The 12,368-nt window shown below is 35.3% G+C and carries 10 protein-coding genes; 6 read left to right on the forward strand and 4 right to left on the reverse strand.

The genetic code is table 11. The annotated features are described in order from the left end of the window. Positions 1 to 38: 38 nt before the first annotated feature. The 6 genes from B0E34_RS13575 (at position 39) to B0E34_RS13600 (ending at position 6,296) form a co-directional block, all read left to right on the forward strand. The gene (locus tag B0E34_RS13575; protein ID WP_087710229.1) at positions 39 to 527 is read left to right on the forward strand and encodes a hypothetical protein; all 489 of its coding nucleotides are present in this window, start codon (positions 39 to 41) and stop codon (positions 525 to 527) included. Between the two features lie 113 nt (positions 528 to 640). Next, the gene (locus tag B0E34_RS13580) at positions 641 to 1,888 is read left to right on the forward strand and encodes a hypothetical protein (protein ID WP_087710231.1); all 1,248 of its coding nucleotides are present in this window, start codon (positions 641 to 643) and stop codon (positions 1,886 to 1,888) included. Positions 1,889 to 2,278: 390 nt separating this feature from the next. Next, positions 2,279 to 3,502, forward strand: a complete 1,224-nt coding sequence (locus B0E34_RS13585) for a hypothetical protein (RefSeq protein WP_087710233.1) — start codon at positions 2,279 to 2,281, stop codon at positions 3,500 to 3,502. Next, positions 3,502 to 4,296 (forward strand): alpha-ketoglutarate-dependent dioxygenase AlkB, encoded by a 795-nt coding sequence (locus B0E34_RS13590; RefSeq protein ID WP_087710235.1) that lies wholly within the window; start codon positions 3,502 to 3,504, stop codon positions 4,294 to 4,296. The genes B0E34_RS13585 and B0E34_RS13590 overlap by 1 nt, the downstream gene beginning before the upstream one ends. Before the next feature lie 273 nt (positions 4,297 to 4,569). Further along, the gene (locus B0E34_RS13595; protein WP_087710237.1) at positions 4,570 to 5,178 is read left to right on the forward strand and encodes a hypothetical protein; all 609 of its coding nucleotides are present in this window, start codon (positions 4,570 to 4,572) and stop codon (positions 5,176 to 5,178) included. Continuing rightward, entirely contained in the window at positions 5,178 to 6,296 is a 1,119-nt protein-coding gene (locus tag B0E34_RS13600) for an FAD-dependent monooxygenase (RefSeq protein ID WP_087710239.1), read from the forward strand. The genes B0E34_RS13595 and B0E34_RS13600 overlap by 1 nt, the downstream gene beginning before the upstream one ends. A gap of 344 nt (positions 6,297 to 6,640) precedes the next feature. Here the strand turns inward: B0E34_RS13600 and B0E34_RS13605 are convergent, their stop codons facing one another. The 4 genes from B0E34_RS13605 to B0E34_RS13620 form a co-directional block, all read right to left on the reverse strand. Then, the gene (locus B0E34_RS13605) at positions 6,641 to 8,887 is read right to left on the reverse strand and encodes a TonB-dependent receptor plug domain-containing protein (RefSeq protein ID WP_087710241.1); all 2,247 of its coding nucleotides are present in this window, start codon (positions 8,885 to 8,887) and stop codon (positions 6,641 to 6,643) included. 235 nt (positions 8,888 to 9,122) lie between these two features. Continuing rightward, positions 9,123 to 9,932, reverse strand: a complete 810-nt coding sequence (gene kdsA, locus B0E34_RS13610) for a 3-deoxy-8-phosphooctulonate synthase (RefSeq protein WP_087710243.1) — start codon at positions 9,930 to 9,932, stop codon at positions 9,123 to 9,125. A gap of 227 nt (positions 9,933 to 10,159) precedes the next feature. Beyond that, positions 10,160 to 10,684 (reverse strand): DUF1697 domain-containing protein, encoded by a 525-nt coding sequence (locus B0E34_RS13615; RefSeq protein WP_087710245.1) that lies wholly within the window; start codon positions 10,682 to 10,684, stop codon positions 10,160 to 10,162. Between the two features lie 112 nt (positions 10,685 to 10,796). Beyond that, positions 10,797 to 12,284, reverse strand: coding sequence for a DUF8728 domain-containing protein (locus B0E34_RS13620; protein WP_087710247.1), 1,488 nt, complete (start codon positions 12,282 to 12,284; stop codon positions 10,797 to 10,799). Positions 12,285 to 12,368: the final 84 nt, after the last annotated feature.

Genomic DNA, 12,368 nt, shown 5'->3' on the forward strand with positions numbered 1-12,368 from the left:
TTGATTTTCAGGTTCCGCTTTTTTATTTTTGCTAAACTATGGAACTGTATTTTGCTATCGTAGTGCTTTTCTGTTTTTTGGCGATAGGAAATGTGGGAACGCATTTTTATTATAAGGAAAAACACAAACAACTTTTAAAATTCTTAATAGGAAAAGAATTTTTGTGTATTGAAAACGTAAAGATAGATATTGATGTATCACATAATAAAACCTTCCGCGGCTATCAGATAAATAAAGCCGATGTTATCTTCTTCAGAAAACATATTTTTCTACTAATTAGAGGTAAAATTTTCAGTCAGGCTCAACCTATTTTGCAAATCAGCAGAATTGGAAATACAGAAAAATTTAAAGATGTCTGGGAAGAGATTAATTATATATCCAAAATGAAAGTCGAAAATAAGCTTAGAATTAGCGGGTTTGCGCTACGCGGATCATTTAAGGTTGACTATAAAATATTTTTGGATTTCCAGAACAAAGATTTTGATTTAGAGAATTATATTAACGGTCAAAATATGTGTAATAATTAATCACTCAGAAAACATAAATTTAATACATAATTAATCCGCTTGAAATCCGTATAAAAAAAGAATCTGATAGTTTCGCAATCAATTTAAAACTTAAAAAACAGATTAAACTGATCATGATTCAAAGAAAACTTTTCGGGTGGATGCTTTTGCTTACCATAACGAGCATAGGATGTACAGATAATGACATCGCTTCAAATTTAAAAGAAGAAAATTTATCTTCAAAAACCAATCTCAGCAAAGCTGCCGCAGATGTAAGTGTAAATGCTTACACCGATACAAGCGCATTCATCAATTCAGGTTTCAGCTTTTTAAATCCTTCACAGATTGATAAAAATCGTCAGGCAATCGGCGGAAGTGCTTATACCGAAGTCTACGGATTCAATATTCCTGAAGAAAACAGAGTGAGAGGAATCCGCTGGAATACCGATGATGAGACGACTTCGCTTTGGAGACCGCAAGGGATTTCAGGATTTACCAAAGATGGAGTCCGTTATCTTTTGGTGAGTTGGTATGCGAAAGATGAAGCTGAATTTAAAGGTTCCCGAATTACCCTGATTGACATCAGTCCGAGCTCAAGTACTTATCTTACCTACCGTCATATTCTTTTGGTTCAGCCCGATATTCCGGCAGGTACAACAGGCTATTCACAATATGGTTCTTACGCTCCGCTGAATGTTCATGCAGGGGGAATTGCCTATTTTAAAGGTAAAATCTATCTCAGCAGTACAAATTTAGGCGTTCGTGTTTTCGATCTGAATAAAATTATTGAAGTGAGTACTGGTGACTCTACGAGTGATAAATGTGGTAAAGATTCTAACGGAAACCTGTTCGCTTTCAATTACAGATACATATTGCCACAGACAGGATATCAGAAAATCAACAACGCAAATCCTTTCTCCACGATTCAGGTAAATGATGAAGGAACGCAGTTCTGGACAGGGCAATATTATTCAGGCAGCGCGGATGCTTCCATTGTTCCGAAAGTGTTTGGTTTTCCGGTTGATACGAACGGAAGGCTTCAGAATACAGGAATTGTAACGGTAACACCTAAAAACAGTCTTTTCACAGACAATCATGCGCATGGAATTCAGGGCGTTTTCAGAAAAGGCAACAGAACATGGCTTTCCTGTACCGGATCTCCAAGCAATTCTTACGGATCAAACGCAAGATTAGCGCGTTATACCGATGGTGCAGATGACACAGTACGTTTCAGATGGCCATATGGAGCGGAATCTCTTTACTATGAGTCTCAGTATAATTATTTGTGGAGTTTAACCGAATATGAACCGAATGCAGGAGCACAAAACGGAAGTCAGGTGAACCGATGCATTTTTGCAGTTGATTTTTCCAAATACGAATAGTACAATTTGAATTTGAAATTTAAAAAACTGGTAAGACCGTCATTGCGATGGTCTTTTTTATTCTAAAATTTGGATTTTATCTACTATAAAATTAAGCATCAATCTTTATTGAAAATCTTTGATTTTTATTCTTTTGAGTGCTTTGAATAGTATTGAAATTCACTTTAACATTGTCTTTTGTGCCTTTTGTGGTTAATTCTGAAATTAGTTTAAGTTTGATTTGAGATTAATAAAAAACCTGCGTCTTTACGTTTTCCAACAAGAATATTTTATTCTAAGCCTCTTTAGCTTAAAAAAACTGAGTGAAAATCAATGTATTTATTCCTTAAAGGCTTTAAGATTTTGAAAACATTTAAAATTTTAGCTATCTTCACTTTTCAATTGAGAAACATGAATAACCATTCAGAAGAAAACAAAATATCAAAAGATAAAAATGTTCTTGTTGTTTTAAATAACAGTCAGGAAATCAATACAGAACTTCAGTACATTATTAATCATTTCTGCGGAACCGTAGTATATGAACTTAGTCCGGAACTTGATCATCAAAAAATATACATCTGCGGAAATTTGGAAATTATTCAGAAAGACCATCATTTCCTGCATATCATTAAAGAATTTTCTGTGAATTTTGAAAATATTAGCGAAGAAAAATCAAAGGTTATTCAAACTGGAGAAGTTCCGGTTATTGTAAGCAATGCGGGGGTGTATTTCCGAAGAATTTTTCATGAGGAGAATATTTTTGAAAAAGTAAAATCAGAACATCATTTTCAGGAGCTTACAGAATCCAATAAAGAAGCGAAAGCTCTGAGAAAAGGCATTTATCTGAGTAAAGTGACTCATGAAGCCGATGAAAATGGGGAAGAAATGCTGCATTTTAATTTGTTGAGATGTTCGAGTAATCTTACAGGACCGACAGATAATTTCAGAGAAACCGACCGAAAAATTATTGCTCTTCTTAACGAATGTGCAAAAGAAACTTTTGAATATGAAACGGATCTGAATCACGCTTTGGTACAGATTTACGAGAACAAAAAGAAAACTTCCGACGCTGAAAAGGAAGTGAAGGCTAAAATTAAAGCCCACTCCGACAAAACGAAAGATATGCCGAAAGAAGGACTGATCGCATTCTGTACTTTCTACGACGATTCCAATTCCGAACATTTAAAACCATCGGAAACAGATAGATTTGATGTTTGTTATAAGCAAACGAGCGCATTAACAAGGCTCCATTTCAGGCTTAAGAAAACGGTTGAAGACGAATCTCTGGAAAAAGAATTTACGGTTACTTTATATCCGGATTCTGCGTTTATTATTTCGCTGTCTACCAACAGATTATATACGCATGAAATCCGCCCTTCTGTTTTGGGAGTCGATCAGATTCCGATAAGAATGGGATATGTTGTTCGTTGTTCGAATCTTGAGGCGATATACAGAGACCATCAGACTTACATCAGAGAAAACGACAATTATGTTAAATTAGAAAGCATGACTCCCGAAATGCAGGCGGAACTGCGCGATTCTTATTACGAAGAAAACATGACGGAGAATAGAGTGAACTATAAAACAACCCATTTCAGCATGAATCTGGGCGATTATGAAAAACCAATCCTGTAATGAGTAACTCTGGATTTTATAAAATACGGCTTCCTGAAAAGCAAAATACATTTGAAAATCTCTTGAATTCTGCGGATTTTGAAACAACAGGAAAAGGCAGGCTCGGAAATCATCTCTTGAAAGAAGAAAACGGAACTTTTGCTGTTGTAAGGACAACGACAAGATATCAGATTCCAGCGAATCTCTTTTCTAGGGTTCATCATTCCGTTGTTGAACAAATTAACCAAACAATTTCAGCCGAAATAACAGATGTGCCTGAACAGCATTTCAACAATGCATTGATTGAAGTGTATGATTCTTCGTACTCGAAAATGGGGTTTCATTCCGATCAGGCTTTGGATCTCGAAGATCATTCATTTATTGCTTTGTTTTCATGCTATGAAAATCCAGATCAGTTAAAAGAAAATCAGCTCAGAAAACTTGTTATAAAAGACAAAATCACGGAAAAAGAATCTGAAATTATACTGGATCATCATTCTGTTGTACTATTTTCTGTAGAAACGAACAAAAAGTTTCAGCATAAAATTGTTCTGAATTCCAACCCTAATTCTAAAGGCTTTACGGATAACAGATGGTTGGGAATGACGTTCAGGACTTCCAAAACTTTTATCAGATTTAAGGACAACCAACCGTATTTTTCAACCGGAGAATTATTTATTTTAGCCGATGAAGAAAAGGAAAAAGAGTTTTTCCGGCTGAGAGGAGAAGAAAACCGTTCTCTGGATTTTGTCTATCCTGATCTGTTTTTCACGATAAGTCCGGCAGATCTTCTACTTCCTGAAATCAAAAATTAAATAACTTCAGTTCGGATAAAAAATAACTTTAAATAATTGATTTATAACACTATAATGATTTATCGCAAAGAAAAACAAAAGATTTTTTTACTTATTGAAAGTTTGTAGCTAAACAAAGGCACTTCGTTTATTTAAAAAAGACAAAATAGTATTGCTTTAATAAGTTTTACGCCATTGTATATCTTAAAAGCTGAATTCTTAATAATTGAATATCTTTGTTTAACATTGCGTTTAAGAAGACTTATCCGAACTCATATTAAATATATACACAACATGAAAAAATTATTTTTTACTTCTACCCTGCTTTTAGCCCTGTTTTCCTGTAATGAAAGCAGATCCGAAAATAAACCTTTGGTTGAAAATGCCGTGGATAATGCCGAATCTTCCGCTTCAGGCTCCATAACAAAAGGAACAAGACTTTCTTCCCGTGAAGATGATATGGTTCATCAGATTTATGATGAGTTGCTTAAAAACGATAAAAATCTTCAGGCTCTTGACGAAAAAGTAAGCATGATCGACAGCAAAACAGACGATGCTACTCTTGAATATGATGACGTCATTAGCAAATCTGAAACCTATTACAGCAACGCTGAATCTTTGGCTAAATCTGTAAGCGATTCAATATCACGAAAAGCAATTGAAGCAGAAATTAAGAGAAGTGAACAGCAATATAATCTCAAAGTGAAAAAAATAAAAGATCTGATTGAAGAAATTACAAAAAACCGTGAAAGAATTCATGATACGTATACAATTTTCAAAATCAGAAAAACCCTTCCAGAAATTGAGAAATACCAGAATGCACATCCTTTAAAAACAGACAGTCTGGAGAATTTTATCAGTAAACAGAATCAACTGCTGAACGAATTGAAAAATCTAAAATAATGAACGAAATATCCATCATCGGAGGCGGAATCGGCGGTTTAACATTAGGAAATATCCTGAAACAACAAAACATTGATTTTACCCTGTATGAATCGGCAGCGGAAATAAAACCTGTCGGTTCCGGAATTATGATGGCAATCAACGCGATGCAGATTTTCGATAAGTTAGGCTTAAAAGAAAAAATCGAACAGGCGGGAAACAAAATTCACGGCATTTCGATAACGGATGAAAAGCTGAAACGCATCTCTAAAACCAATGTTCTGGAATTGGAAAAAAAGTACAATTCCTGCAACGTTGCCATTCACAGAGCTGATCTGCAAAAGATTTTGGCGGAAAATATCGGCTATGAAACTATTCAACTGAATCATGCGCTGAACAAAATTGAGAAGAAAGAAAATTATATTTTACATTTTGGAAACGGAACTGAAACTGAAAGCAAAATTGTTTTCGGAGCAGACGGAATTCATTCAAAAGTAAGAAACCAGATTTTCCGAACCGGAACCATCAGAAATACACAGCAATTGTGTTGGCGCGGTTTGGCAGAATTTGATCTTCCTGAAAATTTTCATCATGAAGCCATTGAAGCTTGGGGAAAAGGAAAACGTTTTGGGTTTGTAAGAATGACAAACCGAAAAATATACTGGTATGCTGTTATTAATAAAAACATTCATCAGAATGAAAATAATTTAGCTGAAAATTTTTACGGGTTTCATCCTCTGGTTCTTGAAATTATGGAGAAAACATTTCAGGAAAATATCATTTTTAACGAAATTATCGACCTCGCTCCTATTCCGAAATGGCACACGAATCATCTTTGTCTGATCGGTGATGCAGCACACGCAACAACGCCGAATCTCGGACAGGGAGCCTGTCAGTCGATTGAAGACGCTTATATTATCGGAAAGCTGTTGGAAAACCATCGGAGTTTTAATGAAGTTTTTGAAAATTTTCAGAAGATCAGGAGAAAAAAAGTAGATTATGTAGTTGATACAAGCTGGAAAATCGGACAGATTTCTCAATGGGAAAAAGGAACTTTTCTAAGGAATTTCATGTTCAGACTGGTTCCTGAAAGCTTTAATCAAAAACTGGTTGAAAAAACGATTCGACTGGAAATGTAGCTTCCCAGACATTTTGATTATCTGTCTGTTTGCTTTTTAACGCGAAGAATGCAAAAATTTTTCTTTTAAAAACTTACCGGATATTTTTAAATTCACTAAGGCGTTTGACTTAACTAGTCATTTCTTAAAAATGTGTTTTTTGACTTTGAAAATTATGCTTGGCTAAAAAGATTCGGAGAACAAGTCCGAGCCAAAGAAGAATTTAAGTAGAGAACAGGATGGCAAGAATTTTTTTGATGAAAAAAAATTAAAAATATAAAGACAATCTTCGTTATAAAATTCTGTGGAGATGTTATAAAATTCAGGAAATAAAAAAACTCCCGAAAAATTTCAGGAGTCTGTATTTATTTTATTCTAAATTCAAGTTTTACATTGAAGAAACGCCCTGTTAAACGTACAGGAACGGGATACATCAGATTGGTATTCGCATCGGTAATCCACTGATTGGAAACGGTATTTCTGATGTTAAAAGCATTAAATACCTGAACACCCAAAGTTAGTTCATCAAAATTTCCCCAAAAACCATATGCTTGATTTTTTTCTTTCGGATCGATGAACGCGTAAGAAAGACCTAAATCTACCCTTTTATAAGATGGCAATGTTTTTTGATAGGAATATCCTGCAAGATAATCGATTTTTCTGTTTTCATCCAAAACAATCGGCGATCCTGTAGGTAATCCCATTGCGTAAGTTAAAGTAAGATTGACGCGCATTTTCGGGAATCTCGGCATATAATCCTGATAGAACATTGCAAATCTTAACCTTTGATCGGTTGGTCTCGGAATGTCTCCTCTCCCATCAATATTTTCATATACTCGGGCATAACTTGCAGATAACCAGGAATCCACTCCGGGAACAAATTCTCCGAACAATCTTGTATCGATTCCGTATGCGTATCCTGAAGCATTATTTTTTCCGGAATAACGTATTCTCACGTTGTCCATGAAATACGGAATCAGATCATTCATTTTCTTGTAGTACAATTCCGTGGTCAGTTTAAACGGTCTGTCATACATCTGGAATTCGTAATCATTCGCCAGAATTGCCTGAATAGATCTCTGTGATTTTATATTTGAATTAAAATTTCCGTCTAAGTCTTTGATTTCCTTGTAAAAAGGAGCCTGATAATAGATACCTCCGGAAAGTCTGAACAACATATCGGTATCCCAATCCGGTTTGATCGCAAACTGTGCTCTCGGAGAGAAAATGGTTTCGTTATTGAAACTCCAGTGCGATACTCTTGCTCCCGCATTTACAAACACTTTATTGCTTCCCCAGAAAAATTTCTGAGAATACTGCGCGTAAGCAGACATTCTTGTCGGCTGAATATCATTTTTCCCTGCAATGCTGTAATATAATTTTAGATCCTGCGGATTTCTGGGATCTAAAAGTGCGGAAATCGGCGTGCTGTATCCCGCAGAATCTACCAGTTTCCATTCGTTGGTAAGATCTTTCAGGTTTTCTTTTTCATATTTGAAGCCGACTTCAATATCTGTATTTACATTAGGCGAAAAACGTGTTCTGAACTGTGTTCCGTATGTTTTTACATATAAATCATTTCGTGCATGCTCGATTTGTCCTCCTGTATCGTATGAAGTAACGGGTTCTCCCGTGATCGGATCAAAAGTCTGTAAAACGTAAGCCGAAGCGATGGTGTAATATTCTCTTTCCCGATTTTGGTAGGCAAAAGCGTCTAAAGTAAATCTCCATTTGTCGGATGGTTTATAATTCAGGGAGAATGTTCCCATCATATTTTTATACTTATCGTCTTCACGGCCACCGTAGTTTACGGTTAAATTAATCGGCTGCTGCAAAGATCCGAAGTCTACACTCCTTGCCTTCGGAATCATTTCGTAATCATTCTTGGAGTAATATCCGATGAATGAAGCGGTGAATTTCGGGCTGAAATGATAATTCAGATACGTCTGAAAATCCATGTATTTCGGATTGAAGTCTGTATCTTCTTTCAGGGTATTAAGAACAAGGTTGGTATTTCTGTATCTTCCTGAAAATAAGGCGGTAAATTTCCTGTTTCCTTCTTTGTCTTTTCCGACAGCAAAACCGGTGGATAATCTTCCTCCAATTAAACTTCCTTCTCCGGAAACTTCAAATTTTTTAGGTTCACGGTAATAGATATTTAAAGCAGACGACATTTTATCGCCGTATCTCGGCTCGAAACCTCCGGCTGAGAAATTGACGGTGGAAACCATATCGGGATTGATGATGCTTAACCCTTCCTGCTGAGAATTTCTGATGAGGAATGGTCTGTAAATTTCGATATCATTAATGTAGATCAGGTTTTCGTCATAGTTTCCGCCACGAACCATATATTGCGAAGAAAGCTCCGTATTTGAGTTTACGGAAGGTAAAGTCTTAAGAATCCCTTCGATCCCACCGGAAATACTCGCCACATTCTGAGCATCTTTTGCCGAAATTTTTACGGCGGTGATATCATTGGTTTTTCCTGTTACTTTTTTCTGGAAAACTACTTCTTCAATAGTTGCGGTCTTCATTGTATCCTTCTTCTTCTTTACCTGAGAGAATACTAATGCAGGAACCATAAGGCTCAATGGTAAAACTAGTTTTTTCAAAAGAAATGCTTTAAAATTTCAAACGTGAATATATAAATTTTATTTTAACTTATTTAAACTTTATTTAACATTTCTTATCTGAAGTTTTTTGAAGATTTGTATCCGTTTCTTTCCTTGAAATACAGACTGAAATCCTAGCCCCGATTGTAATGAAAATCCTTTTTTGCAAAAAAAGATTGTAATGGAAAGCGGGAAAGAGCTTCAAATAAAAAATGAAAGTTTTAACAGAATTTAATTATAAAATCGCTTCCCGAACTCTGGTTAGTTTTTGCAGTAAATCTTCCAGAAGATCCAGTCTCAACATATTGGCTCCGTCGGATAAAGCGGTTTCGGGAGTGGGATGTGTTTCGATGAAAATTCCGTCTGCGCCGACTGCGATTCCTGCTTTTGCGATGGTCTCGATAAGATCCGGTCTTCCTCCTGTAACTCCTGAACTTTGGTTCGGCTGTTGCAGGGAATGCGTAACATCCAGAATGACAGGCGCATAGTTTCTCATGGTTGGAATTCCGCGGTAATCTACCACCAAATCTGTGTAACCAAAGGTATTTCCTCTTTCAATGATCGCCACTTTCTGATTGTCTGAGTCTGTAATTTTTTCAACGGCAAATTTCATGGATTCCGGAGAGAGAAACTGTCCTTTTTTTAAGGTGACACATTTTCCTGTTTGTGCGGCGGCAACCAAAAGGTCTGTCTGGCGAACCAAAAACGCAGGAATCTGCAACACATCTACATATTGCGCCGCCAAAGCTGCGTGCTCGTTTTCGTGAATATCTGTTGTTGTAGGAATATTAAAAGTCTCTCCTACTTTTTTAAGGATTTCCAGAGATTTTTCTTCTCCGATCGTGGTAAAAGAGTCTACTCTGCTTCGGTTGGCTTTTTTAAAGCTTCCTTTAAAAATGTAGGGAATATTATATTTATTGGTTAATTCTACCACTTTTTCTGCAATTTTCAGTGCCATGTCTTCGCCTTCGATGATGCAGGGACCGGCAATTAGGAAAAAGTTTCTGGAATCTTTGTGGTGGATATTATCTAAATACTGAATCATTTTATTTTTTGATTAAAAAGTTCAGTAAAAATAGGGAGAAAGTTCGGAAATCCGAAATTATTTGGCGGGTTTAACGGACTATGACTACAATAGTTTTGGTCTTTTGAAATTTTTACAATAATTATTTTTTTATTCCCGTAGATTTGGCGGATTATGCAGATTTTTTTGAAACTATTTTATAATTAAATTTTCTGCGTAATCCGCCAAATCTGCGAGAGAATTTTAAATCAAAATTTCTTTAAAATCTTCTCAAAAGTATTAATATTTCTGCTTGTAAACTGGTCTTTCATGCTTTTTTTACCTAAAATTTTCCCGAAAGCAGAATCTAAAGTATTTCCTTTCGGAACCTGCCAATAAAAGATGTTATTGACGATTTTAGCGATTTCATTTTCTGTTTTTGAAGCGCTTTCGAATTCCTTGATTAAACTATTTTCGACACCATCATTCGTTACGAAAGCATAGATATGGAGATCATCATTTTTTTCAAAGGGATTTCCGTTCCAAAACTGTTCTGTTTCCTCCTGAGATTTGATGAACAGATAAGCTTCGTAAGAAAAATGTTCTGACATTGCCTTTTCGAGGATTGTCTTTAATTCATCGGCTTTTTTATCGGAGGAAAAAACAATATTTCCTGATGCTAAAATTGAAATAACGTCATTCATTCCTGCATTATTGAAAACCTGACAGACTTCCGCCATTTTCATATTGGTTCCTTTTACGTTGACGCCACGGAGAAATGCACAGTATTTCATAGTTTTAGTTGTTTTAGTGTATTAGAGCTTGAGGGTTTTGGAGTTGATGAGTCTTTACAATAAACTTTAAACTTCCTGCATCCTTACTTCTATCTTCCAGCAAAATCTAAAATTAATCAATTCTTTCGTATAAATTATAATCCGTTCCGGAAGGTTTTAAAATATAGATTTTCTCTAAAATTTTATTGTCTCTTTTCAGATGGTCTTTTACACGGAATTCTTTAATCAATTTATAATGAACTTTCAGATAGTCTGCATTTTTTGATTTAAAAAGGTCATCGTAAGAAAGAAGATATTTGGGCTTTCTGTTTTTCACGGTATTGATCCAGAAATTCGGCTTGTCTTTTTTAATTTCTTCCTGTACTTTTTTATCCACCAATCCTACTTCATCAATCGCCTTTAACCCTGAAAAATAAGGAACATACCCTGCAGGTTCCAGAAAAATCCATTGGTTTTTGTCTTTTTCATATTGGTTTAAAAATGTTCCGATCGTTCTTCTGTAATTCCATTCTCCGTTTCCTGTAGCAATTGAATGTACCGTCTGGAAAGCCAGCATTGGAATGATATAAGTGACGATTAATAATGACAGCCAAAGATTTCTTTTTACTTTTTGCTCCAAAATAAAAATTACAACCGGAACGAAAAGTAAAATCTGCGGAACCCAGTAATACCAGTCGAAAAGACTTTTTTGAGAAAGGAAAATAAGCTGTTTCACCCATCCGAAAATGAAGATTATCCATAAGAAAATATTTCTTCTGTCCTTTTGTCTTATCAAATAAATAAAGCAAAGCAGCTCAAAGATCAGCAGTAAAACAGTTAGCGGATTAAAATCTCCGGGAAGTTTCAGCATTCCCCAAAAGTTTCCGAAATTCAGCCAGAAATATTCCAAATTCTGTTCGAATGTAAAATTCTTATCATACGCTAATTTTTTAGCAATGATAGTATTATTAACCAACTCTCCAAAATAGAACCAGTTGAAAGCCAAGACGATTGAAATTCCTAAAATACCTCCAAGAATATAGCTCCATCTTATTTTTTTATTCCAGAAAAGATCGATTAAAAATACAATTCCTAAAAATATAATTGTATCAATTCTTGTGAACAGAATAAGGATCGGTAAAACGATGAAAGTCCATTTTTTTCCTTTATGAAAGCCATAATACAGCAATGCCATTTCCAGTAAGAAAAGAATTCCGTACTCCATTCCGAGGATGGAAATTTTGATTGCCGGAGGTAAAATTCCGATTAAAAAGATAAAAATAGCTTTGTGCCATACATTTTTTAAAACCAGATGCGAAAGCAATAAACTTCCTATGGTAAAAAGGATTGAGTTAAAAACAAGAAGCGGTTCTATAAAATTTTCTTTTCCGAAAATTAAATTAAACAGATACGAAACAAAAACATAAAGATGCGTTGTAGAAGCAGATATCTTCGTATCGCCGTTGAAGCCGATCACTCCGTAATCCAGAAGGTTTTGTGCAACTCTCCACGTAATGAAAGCATCTTCCTGAATATAATTTGTAAGTAAAAATAAAAGTTTAAAAACGACTGTAAAAATTACAGCATACACCGGGATTTTGTTATTTCTCGTCTCTACCATTGTGCTTCTTTGATATCGCAAATATAATCTTAAAATTTCTGAATCCCAATATATAAAAAAAACGGAACCGAAGTTCCGTTTTAA

The organism is Chryseobacterium mucoviscidosis (genome assembly GCF_002177115.1).
In the GTDB taxonomy this organism is placed as follows: domain Bacteria; phylum Bacteroidota; class Bacteroidia; order Flavobacteriales; family Weeksellaceae; genus Chryseobacterium; species Chryseobacterium mucoviscidosis.

What these genes read in the sequence shown, in the direction of transcription:
- B0E34_RS13575 (WP_087710229.1), top strand. Translation starts at nt 39, where the DNA reads ATGGAACTGTATTTTGCTATCGTAGTGCTTTTCTGTTTTTTGGCGATA.
- B0E34_RS13580 (WP_087710231.1), top strand. Translation starts at nt 641, where the DNA reads ATGATTCAAAGAAAACTTTTCGGGTGGATGCTTTTGCTTACCATAACG.
- B0E34_RS13585 (WP_087710233.1), top strand. Translation starts at nt 2,279, where the DNA reads ATGAATAACCATTCAGAAGAAAACAAAATATCAAAAGATAAAAATGTT.
- B0E34_RS13590 (WP_087710235.1), top strand. Translation starts at nt 3,502, where the DNA reads ATGAGTAACTCTGGATTTTATAAAATACGGCTTCCTGAAAAGCAAAAT.
- B0E34_RS13595 (WP_087710237.1), top strand. Translation starts at nt 4,570, where the DNA reads ATGAAAAAATTATTTTTTACTTCTACCCTGCTTTTAGCCCTGTTTTCC.
- B0E34_RS13600 (WP_087710239.1), top strand. Translation starts at nt 5,178, where the DNA reads ATGAACGAAATATCCATCATCGGAGGCGGAATCGGCGGTTTAACATTA.
- kdsA (WP_087710243.1), bottom strand. Translation starts at nt 9,932, where the DNA reads ATGATTCAGTATTTAGATAATATCCACCACAAAGATTCCAGAAACTTT.
- B0E34_RS13615 (WP_087710245.1), bottom strand. Translation starts at nt 10,684, where the DNA reads ATGAAATACTGTGCATTTCTCCGTGGCGTCAACGTAAAAGGAACCAAT.
- B0E34_RS13620 (WP_087710247.1), bottom strand. Translation starts at nt 12,284, where the DNA reads ATGGTAGAGACGAGAAATAACAAAATCCCGGTGTATGCTGTAATTTTT.